This is a genomic window from Sulfurivermis fontis (genome assembly GCF_004001245.1).
Lineage (GTDB): Bacteria > Pseudomonadota > Gammaproteobacteria > Thiohalomonadales > Thiohalomonadaceae > Sulfurivermis > Sulfurivermis fontis.
Genome location: NZ_AP018724.1, coordinates 2,809,529 through 2,830,654, shown reverse-complemented (window position 1 = coordinate 2,830,654; position 21,126 = coordinate 2,809,529). Strand labels below are relative to the sequence as shown.

The 21,126-nt window shown below is 66.2% G+C and carries 25 protein-coding genes; 8 read left to right on the top strand and 17 right to left on the bottom strand.

What is annotated here, in order from left to right; translation table 11 throughout:
• Window position 1: 1 nt before the first annotated feature.
• Window positions 2-2,662 (bottom strand): glycosyltransferase, encoded by a 2,661-nt coding sequence (locus EP379_RS14170; RefSeq protein WP_127478426.1) that lies wholly within the window; start codon window positions 2,660-2,662, stop codon window positions 2-4.
• A 299-nt stretch (window positions 2,663-2,961) separates the two neighbouring features.
• Window positions 2,962-4,272 (bottom strand): NAD(P)/FAD-dependent oxidoreductase, encoded by a 1,311-nt coding sequence (locus EP379_RS14165; protein ID WP_127478425.1) that lies wholly within the window; start codon window positions 4,270-4,272, stop codon window positions 2,962-2,964.
• A gap of 139 nt (window positions 4,273-4,411) precedes the next feature.
• Here EP379_RS14165 and EP379_RS14160 point away from each other — a divergent pair, with 139 nt between their 5' ends.
• The 7 genes from EP379_RS14160 to nikR all read left to right on the top strand — a co-directional run bounded on the left by EP379_RS14160 (window position 4,412) and on the right by nikR (window position 8,922).
• Window positions 4,412-5,083, top strand: a complete 672-nt coding sequence (locus EP379_RS14160) for a DUF4198 domain-containing protein (protein WP_172600499.1) — start codon at window positions 4,412-4,414, stop codon at window positions 5,081-5,083.
• Window positions 5,080-5,499 carry a hypothetical protein gene (locus EP379_RS14155; protein WP_127478423.1) on the top strand — a complete coding sequence of 140 codons (420 nt, stop codon included), beginning with the start codon at window positions 5,080-5,082 and terminating at the stop codon, window positions 5,497-5,499. The genes EP379_RS14160 and EP379_RS14155 overlap by 4 nt, the downstream gene beginning before the upstream one ends.
• The gene (locus EP379_RS14150; RefSeq protein WP_127478422.1) at window positions 5,496-6,476 is read left to right on the top strand and encodes a transporter; all 981 of its coding nucleotides are present in this window, start codon (window positions 5,496-5,498) and stop codon (window positions 6,474-6,476) included. Before EP379_RS14155 ends, EP379_RS14150 begins: the two co-directional genes overlap by 4 nt.
• Window positions 6,476-7,120 (top strand): energy-coupling factor ABC transporter permease, encoded by a 645-nt coding sequence (locus tag EP379_RS14145; RefSeq protein ID WP_127478421.1) that lies wholly within the window; start codon window positions 6,476-6,478, stop codon window positions 7,118-7,120. The genes EP379_RS14150 and EP379_RS14145 overlap by 1 nt, the downstream gene beginning before the upstream one ends.
• On the top strand, window positions 7,117-7,668 hold the full coding sequence (locus EP379_RS14140; protein WP_127478420.1) for an energy-coupling factor transporter transmembrane component T family protein: 552 nt from the start codon (window positions 7,117-7,119) through the stop codon (window positions 7,666-7,668). Before EP379_RS14145 ends, EP379_RS14140 begins: the two co-directional genes overlap by 4 nt.
• Window positions 7,661-8,437: an energy-coupling factor ABC transporter ATP-binding protein gene (locus EP379_RS14135; protein WP_127478419.1), complete on the top strand. Its 777-nt coding sequence runs from the start codon at window positions 7,661-7,663 to the stop codon at window positions 8,435-8,437. Before EP379_RS14140 ends, EP379_RS14135 begins: the two co-directional genes overlap by 8 nt.
• 62 nt (window positions 8,438-8,499) lie before the next feature.
• Window positions 8,500-8,922 carry a nickel-responsive transcriptional regulator NikR gene (nikR, locus tag EP379_RS14130; protein ID WP_127478418.1) on the top strand — a complete coding sequence of 141 codons (423 nt, stop codon included), beginning with the start codon at window positions 8,500-8,502 and terminating at the stop codon, window positions 8,920-8,922.
• Window positions 8,923-8,931: 9 nt separating this feature from the next.
• Here the strand turns inward: nikR and EP379_RS14125 are convergent, their stop codons facing one another.
• Both EP379_RS14125 and EP379_RS16880 read right to left on the bottom strand, forming a co-directional pair.
• Window positions 8,932-9,702 carry a M90 family metallopeptidase gene (locus EP379_RS14125; RefSeq protein WP_127478417.1) on the bottom strand — a complete coding sequence of 257 codons (771 nt, stop codon included), beginning with the start codon at window positions 9,700-9,702 and terminating at the stop codon, window positions 8,932-8,934.
• Window positions 9,703-9,748: 46 nt separating this feature from the next.
• Window positions 9,749-10,234, bottom strand: a complete 486-nt coding sequence (locus EP379_RS16880; protein ID WP_127478416.1) for an RNA-binding protein — start codon at window positions 10,232-10,234, stop codon at window positions 9,749-9,751.
• A 277-nt stretch (window positions 10,235-10,511) separates the two neighbouring features.
• Here EP379_RS16880 and EP379_RS14115 point away from each other — a divergent pair, with 277 nt between their 5' ends.
• Window positions 10,512-10,880, top strand: coding sequence for a response regulator (locus EP379_RS14115; RefSeq protein ID WP_127478415.1), 369 nt, complete (start codon window positions 10,512-10,514; stop codon window positions 10,878-10,880).
• 122 nt (window positions 10,881-11,002) lie between these two features.
• On the opposite strand, the gene EP379_RS14110 is transcribed toward EP379_RS14115, so the two are convergent.
• The 13 genes from EP379_RS14110 to EP379_RS14050 form a co-directional block, all read right to left on the bottom strand.
• Window positions 11,003-12,178, bottom strand: a complete 1,176-nt coding sequence (locus EP379_RS14110; RefSeq protein WP_127478414.1) for a lysozyme inhibitor LprI family protein — start codon at window positions 12,176-12,178, stop codon at window positions 11,003-11,005.
• Window positions 12,179-12,453: 275 nt separating this feature from the next.
• Complete coding sequence (locus EP379_RS14105) at window positions 12,454-13,293, bottom strand: cytochrome c (protein WP_127478413.1); 840 nt, start codon at window positions 13,291-13,293, stop codon at window positions 12,454-12,456.
• Between the two features lie 132 nt (window positions 13,294-13,425).
• Window positions 13,426-13,623, bottom strand: coding sequence for a hypothetical protein (locus EP379_RS14100; protein WP_127478412.1), 198 nt, complete (start codon window positions 13,621-13,623; stop codon window positions 13,426-13,428).
• Window positions 13,623-13,901 (bottom strand): PilZ domain-containing protein, encoded by a 279-nt coding sequence (locus EP379_RS14095; protein WP_127478411.1) that lies wholly within the window; start codon window positions 13,899-13,901, stop codon window positions 13,623-13,625. The genes EP379_RS14100 and EP379_RS14095 overlap by 1 nt, the downstream gene beginning before the upstream one ends.
• Window positions 13,898-14,311, bottom strand: a complete 414-nt coding sequence (locus EP379_RS14090) for an SseB family protein (protein ID WP_127478410.1) — start codon at window positions 14,309-14,311, stop codon at window positions 13,898-13,900. The genes EP379_RS14095 and EP379_RS14090 overlap by 4 nt, the downstream gene beginning before the upstream one ends.
• 74 nt (window positions 14,312-14,385) lie before the next feature.
• Window positions 14,386-14,991, bottom strand: coding sequence for a hypothetical protein (locus EP379_RS14085; protein ID WP_127478409.1), 606 nt, complete (start codon window positions 14,989-14,991; stop codon window positions 14,386-14,388).
• 63 nt (window positions 14,992-15,054) lie between these two features.
• A complete protein-coding gene (locus EP379_RS14080) occupies window positions 15,055-16,203 on the bottom strand; it encodes an alkaline phosphatase family protein (RefSeq protein ID WP_127478408.1) in 1,149 nt (382 codons plus the stop codon).
• Window positions 16,204-17,457, bottom strand: coding sequence for a hypothetical protein (locus EP379_RS14075; protein ID WP_127478407.1), 1,254 nt, complete (start codon window positions 17,455-17,457; stop codon window positions 16,204-16,206).
• A gap of 46 nt (window positions 17,458-17,503) precedes the next feature.
• Complete coding sequence (locus EP379_RS14070; RefSeq protein ID WP_127478406.1) at window positions 17,504-18,238, bottom strand: outer membrane lipoprotein-sorting protein; 735 nt, start codon at window positions 18,236-18,238, stop codon at window positions 17,504-17,506.
• An 11-nt stretch (window positions 18,239-18,249) separates the two neighbouring features.
• Complete coding sequence (locus EP379_RS14065; protein WP_127478405.1) at window positions 18,250-19,497, bottom strand: ABC transporter permease; 1,248 nt, start codon at window positions 19,495-19,497, stop codon at window positions 18,250-18,252.
• Window positions 19,490-20,182 (bottom strand): ABC transporter ATP-binding protein, encoded by a 693-nt coding sequence (locus tag EP379_RS14060; RefSeq protein WP_127478404.1) that lies wholly within the window; start codon window positions 20,180-20,182, stop codon window positions 19,490-19,492. The genes EP379_RS14065 and EP379_RS14060 overlap by 8 nt, the downstream gene beginning before the upstream one ends.
• A gap of 97 nt (window positions 20,183-20,279) precedes the next feature.
• Window positions 20,280-20,714, bottom strand: a complete 435-nt coding sequence (locus tag EP379_RS14055; RefSeq protein ID WP_127478403.1) for a hypothetical protein — start codon at window positions 20,712-20,714, stop codon at window positions 20,280-20,282.
• On the bottom strand, window positions 20,711-21,118 hold the full coding sequence (locus tag EP379_RS14050; RefSeq protein WP_127478402.1) for a hypothetical protein: 408 nt from the start codon (window positions 21,116-21,118) through the stop codon (window positions 20,711-20,713). The genes EP379_RS14055 and EP379_RS14050 overlap by 4 nt, the downstream gene beginning before the upstream one ends.
• Window positions 21,119-21,126: the final 8 nt, after the last annotated feature.

Here is a 21,126-nt window from a genome sequence, read left to right as displayed (position 1 = left end):
TTCAAATGGTCGTGCGCGTAGCGCCCACCGCGCTCGCATCCCGTGTCTTGTCCCTAGTACCTGTGGGTAAGCGGCGGCGTAGCCGCCGCAGCCAGGCCGGCAGTGGCACGGGCAGGACAGTGGCAAGCGATACCAGTGCGGCGGCGAGATAGGGCAGCGACTGTACCGCGAGTATGGCTAGCCATAGTGCCGCCTCGGTGTTATCCAGGCCGTAGCGGGCGATTACGCCGCCGCCGAGTAGCAGCAGGGCCGTGAACACCAGCAGTTCCTCGCGCGCTTGCAGCAGGGCGCGCACCCAGGCGGTCTTCTCCGCGGCCTTGGGTGTGCGCAGGAAGGGTTGGCTGGAGGTGAACAGGCCCTGGATGATGGCACGCGCCACGGTATGGGTCAGGCTCATGCCGGCCAGCGCCGCGCCTAGGGTCTGGCGCCAGGTGCAGGGTACGCGGGCGCGGTACAGGGTGAGCGAGTGCAGCAGCTTGAAGCCGAACAGCGTCAGCACCGGCAGCAGGAACTCGGCCAGCGGAAAGGCGAAGTATTGCGGCAGCAGCACCAGGCCCAGACTCCACAGCAGCGCCGCACCGGTGAAGATCAGGTGCAGTGCGTCGGCGAACCAGGGCAGCCAGCCCATGGCGAAGTGGTAGCGCTGTGCCGGGGTGAGCGGGTTGTCGTCCCAGGGCAGCAGGGAGCGCCAGTGCATTTTCAATATCTGCACCGCGCCGTAGGCCCAGCGGAAACGCTGGCCCTTGTAGCCGGCGAAGGTGTGCGGGGTGAGGCCACGGCCGAAGGGGTGATTGACGTACACCGCATCAAAGCCGGCCTTGAACAGGCGCAGGCCGAGTTCGGCATCCTCGCAGATACACCACTCCGGCCAGCCCTGTTGTTCGATGAGCGCGCTCTTGCGCACCAGGGTCATGGTGCCGTGCTGGATGATGGCGTTGCGCTCGTTGCGGTGCACCATGCCGATGTGGAAGAAGCCGGCGTACTCCCAGTTGATGATTTCTTCGAAGGGCTTGTCGTCCCAGTCGCGGTGATCCTGCGGTGCCTGCACGACGGCCACCTTGCCGTCGGCGAAGTAGGGCACCATGGTCTTGAGCCAGTAGGGTTGCACCACGTAGTCGGCGTCGATGACGCCCACCACCTCCGCGCGCGGATCGGTTTCGCGCAGGGCGAAGTTGAGGGCGCCGGCCTTGAAGCCCGGCCACTTGCCCAGCGTGTAGAAGCGGAAGCGCGCGCCGAGTTTCGCGCAATGCGCCTGCACCGGCTGCCACAGCGTCGGGTCGGTGGTGTTGTTGTCCACCACGATGACCTCGAACTCCGGATAGTCGAGCTGTGCCAGCGAATCGAGGGTTTCGATCACCAGTGCGGGTGGCTCGTTGCAGATGGCGAGGTGCAACGACACCATGGGCAACGGTTGCCCTGGCGCGGGCTCCTGCGGGTGGAAGCCGCGGCGCAGGCCGCGCTGCCACAGCAGCTCCACCAGCTCCAGGCTGTTGATCAGTACTACGGCGAGCAGGGCGAGCTGGGCGGGGATCAGCAGGGCCCACAGCAGGGTCTCGTTCCAGTCCAGGCGCAGTGTATAGGGCAGCGCCAGGGTCCATACCAGCAGGGTGGCGCAGAACTGCAGCACGAAGGCGAAGAACAGGCGGCCGCGGCGGCGCAGCGCCTGCCAGCGCTGCAGGAACCACAGCATCGGCGCCAGCGCCAGCAGCACGGACAGGGCCGCCTGCCAGGGCCAGCCCGGGTTCTGCCACACTGCGCCGGTGAGCGGCAGCTTCAGCTCGCGCTCCACATCCCACAGTCCCCAGTACGGTCCCACGCTGCCTTCTTCGGCGCGCTTCCAGGGCTGGTCGAAGGCCTCCATCACGAAGTAGTCGATATGGTGTTCGTGCGCCGCATTGAAGAAGCGGCGCAGGAATTGCGCCTCGTTGGCCTTGGATGGCTCTGCCGCCTTGAGCGCATGGCCGGCACTGGGCCAGCCCACCTCGGCGATGAGCACCGGTTTGCCGGGGAAGGCACGGGTCAGCTGCTGGTAGCGGTGCAGCACGTAATTGACCGCCTCGTCCGCCGCCACCCCTTCCCAGTAGGGCAGGATGTGGGCGGCGATGAAATCCACCTCGTCGGCCAGTTCCGGATGGGCCAGCCAGACATGCCACGGTTCGGCGGTGCTCACCGGCAGGCGCACCTGATGGCGTACCTCGCGCAGGTAGGCCACCAGCTCCACCACCTCCAGGTCGCCGCGCAACAGGCTTTCGTTGCCGACGATGAGACGGTCGATGTTGCGGTGGTTGCGCGCGTTGCGGATCAGGTTGAGCAGTTCCTCGGCATTGCGTTCGCGCCGGGTGTCGAGCCAGGCACCGGCGGTGACGGTGAGGCCGTGCTTGTCCGCCAGCGCCGGGATGCGCTCCATGCCGTCGAGGGAGGAATAGGTGCGTACGCGCTTGACGTGGCCGGCCACCTGTTTCAGATCGGCGTCGATGGCGTAAACGTCGGGATGACGTCCGCGCCGCGGATCATCGCCGGCGCGGTAGGGGTTGAATGAAACACCGTTGATGGGGCCGCTCCAGTCCTGCGGTGTGTCGGGCCGGTTGAGGGCGGACCATAGGGCCAGATTCACGCTGATCACGGTCAGCGCGATGGCGGCGACGGCACGGGGGAACTTCATTGCGGCACGACCTGCATCAACCGGCGACGGCCGGCAACAGGAAGGGGGAGGGCCTCACCGAAGAAAATGCTCCGGGATCGGCGCGGGATTCTAGGCCTGCCGCCGCCGGCTGTCGATGGGGTGGCAACACAATATTTTTCATCCCTGGGTCCGCCGCATCCTTGCCGATGAAGGGCGTGATGTTAGGGCAGGGTGGTGTGGCAAACCGGAACCAGGGTCACGGGGTGGGAACAGGCACGCTTTCCATTGTCCGCAGGAGCGGGGCGCATCTGTGATACAGCGCCTATCCGGGGCGCCGCTCAGTGCAGTTTGATCTCGGGATTCACCGCCCGGCGCAGGAAGTGGGCCAGGGTGAGCAGGGCGGTGCGGGTCCAGCCGTGCAGGGCCACCTGGTGCATCTTGTACAGCGAAAGGTACACCACGCGGGCAATGAAGCCGGTGACCATCAGGCTGCCGGTGAGGCCGCCCATCAGGCTGCCCACGGTGCTGTACTTGCCCAGGGTCACCAGCGAGCCGTAGTCGGTGTAGCGGTAGGTCGGCAGGGCCTTGCCCCGGAGGCGGCGCAGGATGGACTTGGCCACCAGGGAGGCCATCTGGTGGGCGGCCTGGGCGCGCGGCGGCACGGTGTTGCCGGCCTCGTCGATGGCACAGGCGGCGCAGTCGCCGATGGCGTAGATGTTGTCGTCGCGCGTGGTCTGCAGGGTGGGGCGCACCACCAGCTGGTTGATGCGGTTGGTTTCCAGGCCGGCGAGGTCCCGCAGAAAGTCCGGCGCCTTGATGCCGGCGGCCCAGACGCGGAACGCCGCCGGGATGAAGTGGCCGGTGGCGGTGCGGATGCCGTCGTCGGTCACTTCCACCACCCGCTCGTTGGTGTGCACCACCACGCCGAGGCGTGCCAGGTCGGCGGTGGCGGCGGCGGACAGGCGCGGCGGCAGGGCCGGCAGGATGCGCGGCGAGGCCTCGATGACGTGCAGCTTGATGTGACGTTCCGGGTCGATGGTGTCGAGGCCGAAGGCGGAGAGCTGGCGCGTGACGTGGTGCAGCTGGGCCGCCAGCTCCACCCCGGTGGCGCCGGCGCCGACGATGGCCACGTCGAGCTGGCCGGGGCGTACCGGTTCGCCCTGGGTGTGGGCGCGCAGCATGCAGTCGAGCAGGCGGCGCTGGAAGCGCTCGGCCTGGGCGGTGGTGTCGAGGAACAGGCAGTGTTCCTTCACGCCGGGGATGCCGAAGTCGTTGGACAGCGAGCCGACGGCGATGACCAGCATGTCGTAACGGAAGCGCCGCTCGGGGACGATGACATTGCCGTCTTCGTTGTGCGTGGCGGCGAGCAGCACCTCCTGCTTTTCCCGATCCAGCCCCACCATGCGGCCGAGGCGGAAACGGAAGTGGTGCCAGCGCGCCTGCGCCAGGTACTCCAGCTCGTCCTCGTGGGAGTCCAGCGTGCCGGCGGCCACCTCGTGCAGCAGCGGCTTCCACACATGGGTGCGGCTGGTGTCGATGAGGGTGATGTCGGCCTTCTTGCGCCGGCCCAGCTTGTCGCCCAGCGCCGTCACCAGCTCCAGGCCGCCGGCGCCGCCGCCGACCACGATGATTTGCGGGCGTTCACTCATGGCCAGGTCTCTCCTGTGGATAGTGTCGCCGCCGTCCTTGCGGGGGCGGAGTCAACGAGCTACGGTATTACGAATCAAAAATAATTCACACTGACGGCGAGGTGTGTGCCATGCGTCCGTTACTGCTCGGTGTCCTGTTGTGGGGGGCGGCATCGCCGTCGCCGGGGCGCACGACCTGTGGCTGGAGCGCTCCGATGATGGCTACACCCTCTACTACGGCCACCTGCATGCCGGCCACGACGGTCAGCACTATATCGAATATTCCCCGGCCCAGGTGCAATGGGCGCGCTGCCTGGCGGCCGACGGCGGCGAGCGTGCCGCCCCGCCGGCGGAGTCCTATCCCTATCGCCTGCACGGTTGCGCTGGCGCCTTCGTGCAGACCTCGTCGGGCTACTGGAGCAAGACGCCCTATGGTAGCAAGAACCTGGCGCGGGACGAGGCCGGCGCCATGGTGGTGAAGAGCTGGCTGTCCTTCGAGTCCGTGAAGCGGCTCGATGCCTGGGGAACGGCCCTGGCCGGCGCCTTCGGCCGGGGCCTGGAGCTGCTACCCCTGAGCGATCCGCGCGCCCTCAAGCCCGGCGACAAACTGCGTCTGCGGGTGGTGTTCGACGGTCAACCGCTGGCCGGTGCGACGGTGGCCTATGAGGGAGAGCCGCGCGGCGTGAGCGGGGATGACGGCACGGTCAACATCCGCCTGCGCCACGGCGGCTTTCAGGCGGTGGAGGCGAGCTGGTCGCGCCCGCTCGCCTCGCCCAAGGCCGACGAAGAGGTGCATGCCACCGCGCTCAATTTCGAGACCGCACCGCAATGAGAGGCTGGTGGCTGTGGTGGCTGCTGTGCGCGCTGCCGGTCCATGCCCACGATCTGCATCACGCGGTGGAGCGCGGCGAGGCGGTGACCGTGTCGTTCCGTTTCCCCGGAGCGGAAGCACTCAGCTACGAACAGTACGAACTGTTCCGTCCCGGCGAAACCATTCCGTTCCAGGTCGGCCGCAGCGATGGCCTGGGGCGTGTCACCTTCGTTCCCGATCGGGACGGCGAATGGCGCCTGCGCATCTTCACCGAGGACGGCCACGGCGCCGATATCAAGGTGGCGGCGCTTGCTGGCGCCGGCACGCCGGGTGCCGCCGCCGTGCCCCGTTATGTCCTCATCGGCGCCGGTGTCGGCTGGATCTTTGGTTTGTTCGGGCTTTGGGCAGTTTACACGCGTCGCAAGGAGTCGACATGAAACGTCTGTTATGCGCTGCTGCACTCACCTTGTTGCCGTTGACGGTCTCGGCCCACCACGGCGTCGCCTCCCTCGGGGCGGCGGGGCTGTCGGGTCCGGGGGCGCCCATCGAAACCTCCAGCTCGGCCACCCTGCCGCAAGGCCGGTGGCTGGCCTACATGAAGCTCGATCATGCGGTGTGGGAAAAGTACACCGCCGCGCGCGACGACGAGGCCGATTACAGCAGCTTCCTCATGTGGGGCGCCGGCTACGGTTTCACGCCCTGGTTTTCCGCCTACCTGTTCCAGCCCTACAACGTGAAGGTCAACGAGGACAACGCCTTCAACAGCGCCGGCTTCGCCGACCTGTCGCTGATGGGCGTCATCGGCTTCAAGTACGACGACGGCTTCCGCCTGGTGCCGGCCAACGAAAGTCTGGATGACCTGGAGGACTGGCACTTCACCGTGTACGGCGGGGTGACGCTGCCGACGGGCAACGCCGATCTGCGTGACGCCAGCGGCGACATCGACCCTGGCATGTCGCTCGGTTTCGGCCAGCCTAGCTATTCCCTGGGCCTCACCGTTACCAAACCCCTCACCGATCGCCTGACGGCGGTGGGCGAGCTGGGGTATATGTGGTTCCAGGAAAACACCTATGCCGACGGCAATCGCGCCCGCTTCGGCGACGAGCTGCGCGTCAACGGCGCGCTGGCCTATCGCCTGCGGGTCAATGCCGAGAGCCGTTTCCGCCTCGACCTCAACCTGGAGGCCAACTACCTGCAACTGGGGCGTGACAGCGGCAATGGGGTGGACGAACCCGCCACCGGCGGCAAGATGCTCTACCTGGTGCCGGGGGTGCGCGCCTATTGGGACAACACCAGCCTGGGCCTGGCCTACAAGCGGCCGGCCTGGACCGATCTCAATGAATCCGCTCAGCAGCAGGGGGCGGAGGGCAAGGAGAAGTATCGGCTGGTGGTCAGCTTCTCGGCTCTGTTCTGATGCACATCCCCGACGGCTTCGTCGCGCCGGTGGTGTACCTGCCGGCGATCGCCCTGGCGGTGCCCGCCTGGGCGCTGGCCCTGCGGCGCCTGCGTTCCCGCCTGCGCGATGAGGCAATCCCCCGTTTGGCGGTGCTCACTGCGCTGGCCTTCGTCCTCTCCACGCTGATGATCCCGCTGCCGGGCGGCACCTCGGCCCATTTGTCCGGCGTGCCGCTGCTGGCGCTGCTGTTCGGTGTCGGCGCGGCGTTTCTCGCCTACAGCGTGGTGCTGGTGCTGCAACTGTTTCTGTTCGGCGCCGGCGGCGTCACCGTGCTGGCGCTCAACGCCCTGCTGCTCGGCTTGTGCGGCGCGGCGGCGGCGCGCGCGCTGTTCCGCCTGCTCGTGCGCCGGCACGAGGCAACAGCGGTGCTCGTCGCCAGCGGCGGCGCCGTGCTCGTCTCCGCCGCGCTGATCGCCCTGGTACTCGGCGCGCAACCCCTGCTCGCCCACGATGCCGGCGGGCAGCCCCTGTTCTTCCCCTTCGGCTTCAGCGTCACGCTGCCGGCCGTGCTGCTGCCGCACCTGGCCATCGCCGCCGGCGAGGCGGCCCTGACCTGGTTCATCTGGCGCCACGCGCGCCAGCGCGGCTGGGTGACGCCGTGAACGCGCGCCTGTGGCTGCTGGCCTATCTGGCTGCCGCGGTCAGCGTGACCCTGGTGCACGATGTGCGCCTGCTGGCCCTGGGGCTGCTGGCCGCCGCCATCGGTGCCGGCCGCGATACGCCCTACCTGCTGCGGCGCGCCCTGCTCGCCATCGCGCTGATCAACGGCGCGGTGTCCCTCGGCTACCTGCTGTTCGCCGCGGCGCACGGCGCTGTGTCGTGGCACTATCTGCTGCTGCTCAATCTGCGCGTGCTGTTGCTTGCCTTTCTCGGCGCGTGGTTCGTGCGGCGCGTTTCCCTGCACCACGTCGGTGCCGCGGTGCCGCCGCTGCGGTTCCTGATCACGCTGGCCTACGGTCAGATCCGCGTCCTGGCGCGCCTGCTGGAGGATTACCGCCTTGCCGCGCGCAGCCGCTGTGCCGGCGCGCAGTCTTTGCGGGTGCGTTACATGCAGGCGGCGCACCAGGGTGGCGCGCTGCTGGAAAAGGCGTTGCACGATGCCGGCGAGGTGACGGCGGCGATGCGTGCGCGCGGGCTCTTCGATGATTGAAACCTTGGGTTTGACGTATCGCTACGCCGACGGCCGTTGCGCCGTCGACGGCGTCACTCTGGCGATAATGCCTGGTGAGCGGGTGGTGCTGCTCGGCGCCAATGGCTGCGGCAAGACGACGCTGCTGCGTCTGCTCGCCGGACTGCTTCCGCCCACGGCGGGCAGCGTGCGCTACGACGGCGGCGAGCTCAGTGCGGCACGGCTCGCCGAGCGGGAGTTCAGTCGCCGCTTTCGCCGCGAGGTGGCACTGTTGTTCCAGCAGCCCGCGGCGATGCTGTTCAATCCCACCGTGTATGACGAGATCGCCTTCGGACCGCGCCAGTTCGGCCTCGACGATGTCGACGGCCGCGTATTGCGCATGGCCGGGCAACTACGCCTTGCCGAACATCTGACGCGTCCGCCCTACGAATTGTCCGGCGGCGAACAGCAGCGGCTGGCACTGGCGGCGCTGTTGGTGGTGGAGCCGCGCCTGCTGCTGATGGACGAACCCACCGCCAACCTGGATCCGCGCTCCAGCGGCTGGCTGATCGATTTCCTGGCCGATCTTCCCGTGACCTGCGTGATCTCCACCCATAACCTGAGCATCGCCGCCGAATTGGGGCAGCGCGCCGTGGTGCTGTCGGAACGGCATCAAATCATCTACGACGGCGCCGTCGATGAACTGTTGCGCCGGCCGGAAGTGTTGCTGGCCGCCAACCTGCTGCACCGGCACCGCCACCGCCATGGCGGCCTGGAACACCGCCACTTTCATGCCCACGACTGGGAGTGAACCGTTGCGCGCGGCCGGCGCGGCGCGCTAACGTTGCGACGTCCCCCGTTATGGTTGCCACGATGAAAAACGACGCCGACCTGGCCCGCATCACCATCTCCCTGCCGGAAGAACTGCTCGACGATCTGGAGCGGCGCATCCTCAGCAAGGGTTATGCCTCGCGTTCCGAATTCGTGCGCGACCTGATCCGCGAACAACTGGTCGATGAGGCATGGGAGGAGAGTGCCGAGCCGGTGATCGGCGTGCTGACCATCAGCTACGACCACCATCAGCGCGGCCTGTCGCAGAAACTGGTGGATGCCCAGCACAGCCACCACACGGCGGTGTTGTGCAGCACCCATGTCCATCTCGATCATCATCTGTGCCTGGAAACCATCATCCTCAAGGGACCGGCGGAGGAGATCGTGCGCATCAGCCGTGAGATCGGCGGCATCAAGGGCGTGCGGCTGGCCAAACTGACACGCGCCTCGGTACTGGATATGTAAGCGGCAGCGCTACGGCACCGCGCTTGGTGCAAGTGGATCGCGGCGGAAGAACAGGCACAGTTGGTCGTACACCGCCGGATAGGCGGCATGCAGCTGCGCAGGGATTTCGAAGTAGGCCTCGCAGGCCACGGCAAAGAATTCCTCCGGCGCGTCGGCGGCGTAGGGATCGAGCGGTGTTTCCATCCCGCTCTCGTCGCGCCGTACCATGTCCTCATAGGCGGCGCTGAAGGCGGCGTTCCAGTCGGCATGGCTCATGCCGCGCTGCAGCGGCGGGTAGCCGTTGGCGTCGCCGTTCTGCATGTCCAGCTTGTGGGCGATCTCGTGCACCACCAGATTGAAGCCGCTGCCCTGACCACTGGCCTCGATCTCGTGCCAGGCCAGCACCAGCGGCCCCTGTTGCCAGGATTCGCCGTCCAGCTCGCGCCGCTCGCGGTGCATCACGCCGAACTCGTCTTCCCATTCGTGTTCCTGCACGAAGGTGTCCGGGTAGACCACGATCTCGTGCCAGTTGTCGTACCAGTCCAGGTCGAGCCCGAGCAGGGGCAGTGCCGCGAGGGCGGCGATGTGCACGCGCATGGCGGCGTCGGGGTCGAGGCCGCCGGCGCCGCTGATGGTTTTGGCGGCGAGCAGCAGGGTAGCCTGCTCGCGCAGGCGCGTCTGCTCACCGGGCGTGAGGGCGGCAATGACGGGCAGGCGGCGGCTTACTGCCTGCCACAGCGCATCGGGGATGGGGTGGCGCGCCAGTATGCACCGGCGGCGCCAGTCACGCAGGCTCCACATGGCCGGCAGTATAACGGGAGGCGCGGGGGCAGAATCTCCCGGCCGCTCAGGCCGCCTGGCTCTCCCGCGGCCGGCGCTCGTTGCCCTCGTTGACCTTGAGGGCGCGGCCATGGAATTCCTTACCGTCGAGGGCCTTGATGGCGGCGAGGGCGCTTTTGGCCTCCATCTCCACGAAGCCGAAACCGCGCGGCCGGCGCGTCATGCGATCGGTCATGATGCGCACCGAACGCACCACGCCATACTGGCCGAACAGCTGTTCCAGCTCGTCCTTGGAGGCGCGGTAGGCCAGGTTGCCGACGAAGATGGAGCGGGTTTCGCCGTTGTCCGCGGCGCGCGCCGGACCGGCCTCCAGGCGCAGGCCCGCGAGCGGGACGGCGAGCACGGCGCCGATGGCGATGCCCAGGGCGAACAGCGCGGCACCGCCGAGTTCCAGTGCCAGGACAGGGAACAGGACATAGCCGGACACGGCGAGTACCGTGGCGAGGATCAGCGCGGCGCCATAGGCGGAAGCAGACGGAAAATGAAGTTTCATGGTGTCGAATATCCTTTTTGTAGTGGTTATGGCAAAGACCGGCCATGTCCGTAGGGACGTGACGATGCAGGAAAAAATGTGGCGCGCCGTTATTGTGTTATGTCGTCGGCGTGCGCCTGGGCCGGGAGCTCTGCGGCCGGTGTGGACGGCCGGGACTCGCTGCCATTCTCCAACGATGGCGCGCCAGATTCAATGAGTTGCGTTAACGCAATAAGCCTGCGGTTTGTGCGGGAGAAGGGGGTGATCGTTATACTGACGCCCTGCACAGGACAGGACCATGACTGAAAACAGACAACTGCTGATGATTGTCGAGCTGGGCGGCTATCCCGACTTCACGCCGCTGTACCGTTCCCTCGGTTATGCGGTGGAGGTGGTGACCTCGGGGCGCAAGGCGATCAGCTATCTGAAGACGCACCGCCCGGCGGCGGTGGTGGCGGAGTTCAATTACATGCCGGACTTTCGCGATCGCACCGGCTGGCTGGAGTCGGTGCTGGCCACGCTGCAGCAGATGCCGGCGACGCGCGTGGTGGTGTTCTACCAGCCGGAGGAGCAGGAGCCGTTCAACCGGCTATGCCAGCGCTTTACGCACTTCACCGCCTTGCCGCAGCCCATCGATGCGGTGGCCCTGGAGGCGGCGCTGCGCTGAATGAATTGCCGGTTCCCGTTACCCCTTCCTCATCACCGATGACCAACAAGGCGGCCGGCGCGTGGCGGGGCCGAATCCATCGACCTCGCTGGAGAGAAAGACCAGACCTGGCCCCGATGCCGCTATCTCCTTCTGGGCGGATTCTGCTTCAGGTTGTCACGATGGAAATAGCCGAAATGACAAGTGGCGTTTTCATCCGGTAATAGACTGTAAATATTATTAAAACTATCTGGCGTTCTCGGGTTAGCGTTATCGCGCTTTAGGTACGCCAACGGCGCCAAGCGAAATATGGCGGCATAGGGGTCGTTGGGACCGAACTTTGACTTGTCGAAATTATCATGGGACTTCTGCGACCAGTTTGCATTTGTCAGCCAGTAGGGGTTGCCCTTGTAGTAGACCAGTTCGCCGTATTCGAGCAAGGCGGAACGCCTCCAATCAATGGCGGTTCCCTCGTCGTTCATCGCATACAGCTTGTTGTAAAAATTCCCTCCTCGGAGCGAAACATATCCGGCAAGCGAGCCCTCGACCCGTGCGCATCGGGCCGAATCCCGGCAGACCTTTTCGCTGTGGTCAGCGGTATCACCATAGAGCAGCAGCATTTCATTTTCACCATCGCGGGTGATATCGATGTGCGCGATTCGGACGGTCTTGGGTGTCTGGCTCTTCTGCCCATGCGCGGCCAAATCCCTGAGCAGCTCCGAGCGCAACGGCTCCGCCGGCTCCTTCCAGTCCGGGCGTGTCCAGTTGCCATTGGGCGGCAGGCGCTCATCGGGACATACCGCAGGCGGCTGGTCTTTCGGCCGCGATCGCAGATAGCCGAGCATTTCCTCGCAGGCCGTCCAGCCGTTGCCGACGATGATGGTCCACTCGTAGTTGCGCCAGTCGATGTTCGGCGCGGGGCAGGCGGCCCGCCAGGGTTCGAGGTGTTCCGATGGCGTTGTAGCCTTCTGCGCAACGGCTTCACCGCCCGCAGGTTGCAGCTGGGCAAGGCGCGCCGTGTAGGCCAGCTTGATGCAGGCGGCGTCGGCGCACCGATTCCGCTCGGCAAGCCAACGGCGTTGATCCGCTATCAACGCCTGGGATGAACCGGCAGCTTCCTTCGCCCCGGCATAGGCCTTGCTCAACTGCTCGTCCAGGGCGGAGAGCTCCGGCTCGCTACAAATCAGTTTTTCTACCGTGGTCGTCGCCTTACTACAATCAAAACTCGCCGCCCAGACAGGTGCCGCTGCAAACAGTGCTGCCGCGATGATGGTCGTTGAGAATACCGCTTGATATGCAAACCGCTTCGGTCCGGACATCCTTCCATGGCGCATTTGCTTCCTCCTTGTGACTTCCGCCGGTGTGTTCGTACCGGGTTGCCGCTTCGCAGGGGACGGGCCGCAATCGCCCGGCAGGCCAGGCATCCCACGATGCACCCTAGGGAAGGTCTGAATAAGTCCATCCTGGACTTCTCAGACCACGCCAAGCGAAAAGTGTGATTTTCGCTTGGCTTCAATTTTCAACGACTTATCGTCGTTGAAAATTGGCGGCACATCCCTGTGCCGCGGAAGCTCTGAACTTATTCAGAGCTTCCCTAGTCGCGCGGCAGCAGGGCGCGGCGCAGTTCGGCGCTGTTCTTGTGGATGCTGTGGCAGCGGCCGCAGGCGTAGGCACCGAGGGTACCGAGGGCCTCGTCGGTGCCCTTGCGGTTGTTCTGCTGCAGTTCGCCGTCCAGCTTGACCAGGGCCTGCTGGATGGCCGGGCCGAAGATGCGTTCGCGCGGCGCGTCGTCCTTGTGGCAGGCGCCGCAGCTGGTGGCGAGATCCTTCACGCCGGCGATGAAGGCGCTGCCGGCCTCCTGTGCCACGGCGTGGCGGCCGTCCTCCTGGGCGATCTTCACGCGGTTCATCAGCGTGCCCAGCCGCTCCATGTGCTGCGGATACGCCACCTCTTCCATGGTGTCGCTGTTTTCCACCATCACGTCCTTGTAGTCCGGCATGCGGTAGATGAGGGTGACGATGGCGCGGTTTTCGTTGTGGCAGGAGCGGCAGCTGGTGCCGAGGCGGTTGAGGGCGCTGTTGACGCCGCTGGCATCGCCCTGCTGCGCGGCGGCCACCAGCCTGTCGGCCTGCTCATGTTCGATCTCGTCCTTCCACTCCGGCACCATCTCGGCGAGGCGCTTGTAGTCCCTGGCGAAACGTTCGGCCCAGCGTGCCGCGAGTTTGTGATCGCCCAGGGCATTGTATTCGCCCACCGCCTGCATGGAGCGGCGCAGGGAGAACATGGTATGCAGCCACACCTGGCGCTGGTTGGCAGGCGGGTACCATTGTGCCAGCGAATCCGGCGGCAGCGGCAGGGTGCGCACCTGTTCCTGTGCCAGGGCGGCGCCGCTCAGCAGGAATATCAGCAACAGAATGATGTGCAGTCTGGACATGGTGGCCTCCCTTGCGGTCCGCTTGCAGGAACCGAATCCCCTCGGTGAATACGTTGGAGATGCCGCTGCGCAGCGGGTTCCTGCAATACAGGGTTTTAACTTGTCACTTGTATCTTGCAACTTGTATCTGCCTCACCTGGGCAGATACACAATCATCGCCGCGCAGAACAGGGCGACGAGGATGACGAAGATGAGAAAGCGGCGCTGGCGGCGCGGGTTTTCGCCCTGCTGCTGGAAGTGGGAGGGGGCGCCGCAGTGGGGGCAGTCGGCACTCTCGGCGGGCACGTCGCCGCCGCAGTAGAGACACTTGACCGGCTGTTGCCCGCTCACTACTCCGCGTCCTCGTGGAAGTGCAGGCCGATGCCCTGCTCCTCGATGCGCACCACGCGCGCCTTGACCAGCGGCGCCTCGCCGTCACCCAGCGCCTGCTTCAGGCGCACGCATACCTCACTGCCGATCTGCAGTGGCATGGACTGGTCGGCGCAGAGATAGAGGCCGGAGTCGCTCAGGTTGCCGCTCTGCAGGGTGACGGCGCCGATCTCAGGGGCGATCAGCTCCACTTCGATCTGGATGTTGATGCGCGGGTGGCGGCGCTGATCGCGGCTCACTGTTCGCCTCCCGCGGCCAGCAACTGCTGTACCGTTTCCGGCTCCATGTCGAGGCCGGCGTCCCAGCCCGGGTTGAGGGTCAGGCCGAGGCCGCTGCCCATCTTTTCCAGCACCCAGGTGAACTCGGCCAGCAGGCCGCCCTCATAGCCGGGATAATCCTTGACGAAGTCCTTGGCGCGTTCCGGGCTGGTGAACAGCACGATGACGTCGAAGCCGGCGCCGCTGTCCAGGGTCAGCGGCGTGGCGCTCCTGGAGCTTTGCAGGCCGCCGATGCCGTGCTTGTCGTGGATGGGCATGAACACCTGTGCGCCGAGCAGGGCGTGCATGAATTCCTCTTCGCCGAGCTGGCCCTCCTGGGCGGCGAGCAGCTGGCGTTCGAGATCGTTTTGCGGGCTGAATACCTGTTCCATACCTGTGCCGGTCATTTGCAGTGGATGGCGCAAGGGTGGGCCATCGGCGCGCCGATGGCAAGTCCTGCCGGCGTTCAGCCAGCCTGGGCGAGCAGGGTCTGCTTGGCGCCTTCGTAGGTCGGCAGGTCGATGGCCTGCTGCTCCAGCAGCTTGCGCAGGGAGCGCAGTTCGCCGGCGCGCAGGTCGGCGGGACTGAGTCCCTTGTCGCGCACCAGGCTTTCGATGTCGGCGCAAAGGCCGGCGACGAAGGCCTGATAGCTGTCCGGCTCCGGCTGGTTGACGAGCAGCTCGACCAGCGGCACGGCGGCGTAGCGGCTGTCGAAGATCAGCAGCTGGCGCCGGCTGTGCAGGAACTGGTTGATGCAGATGATGGTGGCCGCCAGCAGCAGCCCGGCGAGCGGCAGCAGCAGCAGCGGGCTGGCCTGGCCGAGGTACAGTACCAGGAGGCTAAGCAGCAGGACGCCGGCAGCCGCCGCCGCCAGCCACAGCCAGTGGCGGTCATTGTGCTGGACGGTACGCGCAGTGGGGCCGAGGATGGCGACATCCATGGCATAGTCGCGCAGGGTGTTGGGGCCGACGGTCTGACGCACGCGCAGGAAGCGGTGGTCGAACACCTCGAACAGACGGATGCCATTGGGGCCGTCGGTCTGGTGCAGGCGTGCGGTGAGCGTTCTGGCCATGATTCTCGCGTCCGGGTGAGTCGCTTAGGTTAAGGTCTGGCCGGGGGCATTCTGTGCAGGCAATCACAGTTCACGATACAACAGCGGCACCGTCATTTCGCTGCTGTTGATACCGCCATGCACGCCGAGCTGGCGGAACGGCTTTTCATTGGCCAGGCGATCGCGCAGCACGTAGTTTTCCTTCATCAGCAGCACATGGTCGCCGATGCGCTCGTGCAGGCGCGGGTGCGGAATGCCGTGGCCGAACCAGCCTTCGGTCAGGAGCTCTGCACTGGCCACCGCTTCGCATTGCCGGCCCAGCTCCCCGCGCACATAGCTCAGGAACTCCGCCTCGCGGCCCGGGCGCAGGTAGCAGTATACGGTGCGCGGTTCGCCGCACAGCGGCATTGCCAGCGTGTCGGCCAGGCGCGGATGGTCGGCCAGATGCAGCGTGTGCCGATCGTCGGTGTCGACGAAGCCATGGTCGGCGCAGCCGAGCAGCAGGGCACCGCTGCCGCGCAACCTGGCACAGGCGGCGGCGAAGGCGCGGTCCAGGGCGAGGAAGTGCTCGCGCACCTGGCGGGAGGCACTGCCGTGTTCATGGGCCAGGCTGTCCAGTTCGGTCCAGTAGGCGTAGACATACTGCGGCCGGCCATCGGCCAGCCGCGTTGTCAGCTGCGTGAAAAAATCATCCATGCCGCTGTAGCCGAGCCGGCGGGCGCGGCCGCCGGTGGCGCGGCTGTAGGCCGAGTCGGCGATCCAGTTCGGGCTGAGGACGGTGGCCGGGATATCCATGCGGTCGTACAGCGGCGGCGCGCCGATGAACTGGGCCGGGGTCCAGCCGGTGGTATTGTACGCGGCGCCGCCGTGGCGTGGGACAAAGGGCAGGATGGTGGCGACGCTGCCCAGCTCGCGCAGCCACATGTGCCAGCCGGTGATGGCGTGCTGTTGCGGCGCCACGCCGGTGGCGAAGGTGGTGATGGCGCTGGCGGTGGTGGAGGGCAGCACCGAGGTGAGTGTGCCGATGCGCGCGCGGGCGAGATGGCTGTCCGGGAACTGTTGCAGCAGCGCATCGCCCAGGCCGTCGATGAGCAGCAACGCTACCGGACGGTCACGCAGCCGGTCCGGCGATAGCTCGGCCAGCGGCGCGTAGCCGGTGTCGCCGCCGCCCCACGCCGCGGCCAGGCTGGCCATGAGATTGACGATGCTGCGGTCGTAGTCGGGCTTGTGCATTCAGAAACTGTAGCGCAGGCGCAGCTCGATCTTGCGGTCATTGGGCTTGGCGCCGAACTCGCTCAGGCGATCGCCGTGCAGGACGGTGGCACGCAGGCGCAGCTCCAGATCGTCGATACCGGTGTAGAGCAGCTCCGGGGTCAGCGACCAGCTGTCGTCATCGAGGTTGCCGATGGCGGTGAGGGCCGGCGTGAAATAGAGGATGTCGAAGGGGTCCTTCTGCGCGACGCGCAGATAGACGTAGTCCTGCATGGCGGTGGGACGCGTGTAACCGGTCTGACCGATAGACCGCAGTTGCGGCAGCATGGCCTCCGACGCGGTGTCCACGCGGCCGAGGAAGTCCTGCATCTGCGCCTCGCTGTAGCCGCGGTCATCGTGGTAGTACTCGACGATCCAGGTGGTTTCGCGTTCGCTCAGATAGCGCAGGCCGAGCAGCCAGGTCTGCGCGTCGTAGCTGCGGGTGATCATGGCGCCGGCGTCGAGCACCTTCTGCTCATGGTCATGGATGTAGGCGTACTCGCCGTGGATCTCGAAGTTGGGCGCCAGGTTGGTGGAAAAATCGAGGCCGATGCGTCCCGGCCGGCTGCCGTTGCTGAGCCACAGCAGGTCGATGTCGATGTCGCGGTAGAGCAGATAGAGTTTGGCCGCGGCATTGAGTCCCGTCTCCTGGCCGAAGTCGTCGTTGACAGATGCAGTGACCGGCAGCAGTACCGGCGTGAAGGCGAGGGTGTGCAGGTCGCCACCACGGGTGTGGATGAAGTCCGCAGCGGCGATGACGTAGCCCTCGCGCGACAGCTCCGGATCGTTGGGATCCTTGGGGCGCTCGATGAAGCCCACCGGATTCCAGGCATAGCCCTTGCCCCACTTCACCGCCCGCTTGCCCACCTCCACCGTGGTGCCGGCATCGGGCTGATGGGCCAGATACAGTTCGTACAGGCGCCCGGCGCCATGATCGGCCAGTTCATCGTGCTGCTGCTCGCCGTGCCAGGTGCCGGCAATGCGCGAATCGCCATTGCGGTAGCTGCCGCTCAGCTCCAGCGCGGCGATGCTGCGGTTCAGCGCATCGCGTCCGCTGTCGGCGAAATTGAGGCGATACAGCGGGCTGTCCTCATCCAGGCTCTGGTATTCCTGGCGCAGCTCCGCATAACCGTGCAGCTCGAACGGGCTGGGCGCGGTATAGGCGGAAAGATCGAAGCTGAACTCATCGGCGGCGTGGGCAAGGAGGGTGACGCACAGGGACAGAACGACAGCCACAAGATGTTTCATGATGCACGAAACTGAGCAGTTCCAAGGCCCGTGGCTACTTGCCGCGCAGGTCGTCCACGCGCCCCATGTAGTTGAGGCTGAACACCTCGTCGGGCAGGTCGCGGGCCTTGATGCTGGCGTAGATCATGATCGACTTGTAGTCCTTGTACAGCGGGCTGTCGGTCTCCAGCACCGAGGGGCGCGGGCGGCCGTCGCCGAAATCCTTCATCTGGCTGTAGCGCAGGGTCTTGATCAGCATGCCGCTGGCGGCATAGGCCTCGATGATCACCGGTACCTTGTGCTTGCGGTCCACCTGCATCACCAGACGGTCGTAGGCCACCGTCGTATTCTTCGCCTTCAGTTGCAGTGTGTAGCCGTTGCTGGTTTCTTCCAGGCTCTCGGCATCGTACTCCGCGGCAAAATCGACGCGCAGGATATCGGCGTTGTTGAACACGCCGCCGATCACCGATTGCAGCGAGGTGATGCGCAGCGGCTTGCCGACATTGGGGATGTACAGCCACATGTTGTCGCCCAGGCGCAGGGTGCTGCGCCCCTTCTCGCTGGGTGGATCGAGGAACAGCGCCAGCACCTTGTCGCCGCCTTTCTTCACGCTGTACAGCACGAACTCCTTGCGCCGGCCGTCGGGCTCGATGTTGATGAGCTTGCGGTACATCTCGTAGCTTTCCGGCTGCAGGTTGCGGTCCACCTGGCGCAGCAGGTCGGCGGCGTCAATGGCATACACCCGCGGTGCGACCACGAGCAACAACAGGGTGACGGCGAGATGTTTCATGGGGTGTCCTTTTATACGGAACGCAAAGCGGTGATCGGGTCCATGCGCGCGGCCTTCCAGGCCGGTTGCAGGCTGGCGAGCACGGCGATGAATGTGACCAGCACACCGATGAACAGCACGTCGCCGGCGGCGAGGCTGGGCACCAGTTGCAGGCTGTCCTGACGGCCGAAGGCGAAGGACACCGGATACACGCGCAGCAGGGCGACCGCGGCGAGGCTGATGAATGTGCCGATCACGGTGCCGGTGACGCCGAGCAGCAGCCCCTCGGCCACGAACAGGCCGAGGATGCGCCGCGGCGGCGTGCCGATGGCGGCGAGGGTGCCGATCTCGCGCATGCGTTCGTACACCGCCATGATCATCACGTTGAGGATGCTGATCAGCACGATGGCCACCAGCATCACCTTGATGAACAGGGTGAGCAGGTCGATCATGTTGGCGATGGCGGTGAACGGCGTCAGCTTCTTCCAGTCGTGGACTTCCAGCGCCGGCTGGCCCTGCTGGTTTTTCATTTGGCCCAGGGTGGCGTCCAGTTCGGCCATCACCTGCGGCAGTTGCGCCGGGTCGTGCAGGCGCACCGCGAACTCACTCAGCGAGGCGTCTTCCAGCCGCAGCAGGCGGCGCGCGTCGTCGATGTGCAGGTAGGCATCGCGCCCGCCGGGTCCGGTGGCGCTTTCCAGCACGCCCTGCACCACGAAGGTCTGGCCGTTGACCGAACCGTCCTGGTTGGTGGCGACCAGCACCACGGTATCGCCCACCTTCACCTTCATGCCCTTGGCGATGATGTCGGGGATGAGCAGCTTGCCCTGTTCCACCAGGCCGCCATTGGCGCTGCCATCGATGAGGCGGCCCGGCAGCAGCGGGCAGGTGGCGGCCTCGCGTTGTGGGTCGACACCGTTGAGGCGGATGCCGGTGGTTTCGGTGAAGTTGCTGAACATGGCGCTGAACTTGATGCGCGGCGACCAGGCAGCGAGCTGCGGCATCTGTTGCAGTTGTGCCTCGACCTTGGCGACCGCGCCGGGCTTCATCAGCAGGTTGAGCGGCAGGTTGTCGATGGAGGCTACATAGCCCTTGCGGTGGATCTGCAGGTGGCCGAGCATCGAGTCGGTGATCTGGCCGATCATCAGCGCCTTGAACGAGCCGGACAGGGCGACGAACATCAGCACCGCGACGATGCCCAGGGTGATCAGGCTGGCGGTGAGGGCGGTGCGGCGGTGATAGCGCAGCAGGTTGCGGGTGGCGAGTTTCAGCACGTTAACCATGATGTGCCCCTCCCGGCACGATGCGGCCGTCTTCCAGCGCGTAGATCACCTCGGCGGCCTCCATGATCTTGGGGTCGTGGGTGGAGAACAGGAAGGTGGTGCCGGATTCGTCGCGCATCTTCTTCATCAGCTCGATGACGCGGTAGGCGGTGGCGTGGTCGAGGTTGGCGGTGGGCTCGTCGGCCAGCACCAGCTTGGCGCGGGTCACCAGGGCGCGCGCCACGGCGACGCGCTGCTTCTGGCCGCCGGAGAGCTGGTCGGGGCGCTTGTCCGCCTGGTCGCTCATACCCACCGCCTCCAGCAATTCCAGTACCCGCGCACGGCGCTGCGCGGCCGGCCAGTTCTGCACCATCACCAGCGGATATTCGACGTTTTCATATACGGAGAGCACCGGCACCAGGTTGAAGTCCTGAAACACGAAGCCGATGTGCGCGCCGCGGAAGGCGGCGGCCTGCCTGCGGTCCAGTGCGCCGACGTCGGTATCCAGTACCTTGAGCGAGCCGCCCGTGGGGCGGTCGAGGCAGCCGATCATGTTGAGCAGGGTGCTCTTGCCGCTGCCCGAGGGGCCGACGAAGGAGACGAAGGAGGCCGGCTCGATGGTGAAGTCGGCGCCGCGGATGGCGGGCACGGTGACCTCGCCGACGCGGTAGCTTTTTTCCAGGCCGGCGGCTTGGACCAGACTCATGGGAACTCTCCTGTGATTATTCGATGCAGCCGGTGTGTTGTGGCGCCGGCTGTTCACCAAATACTACCAGCCCGTGGCGCGGCTTGCTTCTGTGGAATCAGTCGGCGCGGAACATCGCGTGGCAGGCCAGGCACTGCTGCATCGTCTGGCCGGTCAGCACGGCGAGGTCGGCCATGTCGTCGGTTTCGGCGCGGATGGCGATTTCCTCGAACAGCATGTGGGTGGGGCCGCCGATCTCCTGGAACTCCCGGGGCAGCCGCCGGCGCAGGGAGTCCGGCGTGGCGCGCGCCATGCGGTTGCCGGAGTAGCGCGCCGCCGCCGCGATGCGCTCGCGATCCTCGGTGCCGATGCCGGCGATGATGCCCTGGATGCTGGTCAGCATCTGGCGCATTTCGGCAAGGAACTCGACGCGCTCGGCTGGCGTCATGCCGAGACGATGGCGCGGATCGCCATCGGGCTCCGCGGCCGACGCCACGGGTAGCGCGGCGGAGGTGAGCAGCGCCAGGGCCAACAGTCGTGATTTCGTCTTCATGGTTGCATGCGCTCCTGCACCGCAGCCTCGACATCGGCGGGCTGCCAGTTGCCGCGCACGCCGGGCGGGCTGGCGGGTGAGTCGGGGAAGTTGACCAGGGCCACCGTGCCGCCGTCGGCGCGCTGGAAGCGGTATTGCCCATCGATGAGGATCAGGATCGGGATATGGCCGCGGAGCCCCATCGCCGCCAGGCGCTGGTGTCCCGCCGGGGTTTCCATGTCGATCTCGTGCACGCTGACCTTGCTGCCTTGTGCCGCCAGCCAGCTGCGCACAGGCGCGAGGGCCGCGCGCACCGGCGGGTGCGCCATGGCGATGATCTCGACGCTGGGCGGCGCCGCGTGGGCGGCGGCGGGCAGTGCGGCCAGGATGGCGAGGGAGAAGAGAAAGCGGCGGCGGCTGGGCATGGACGATG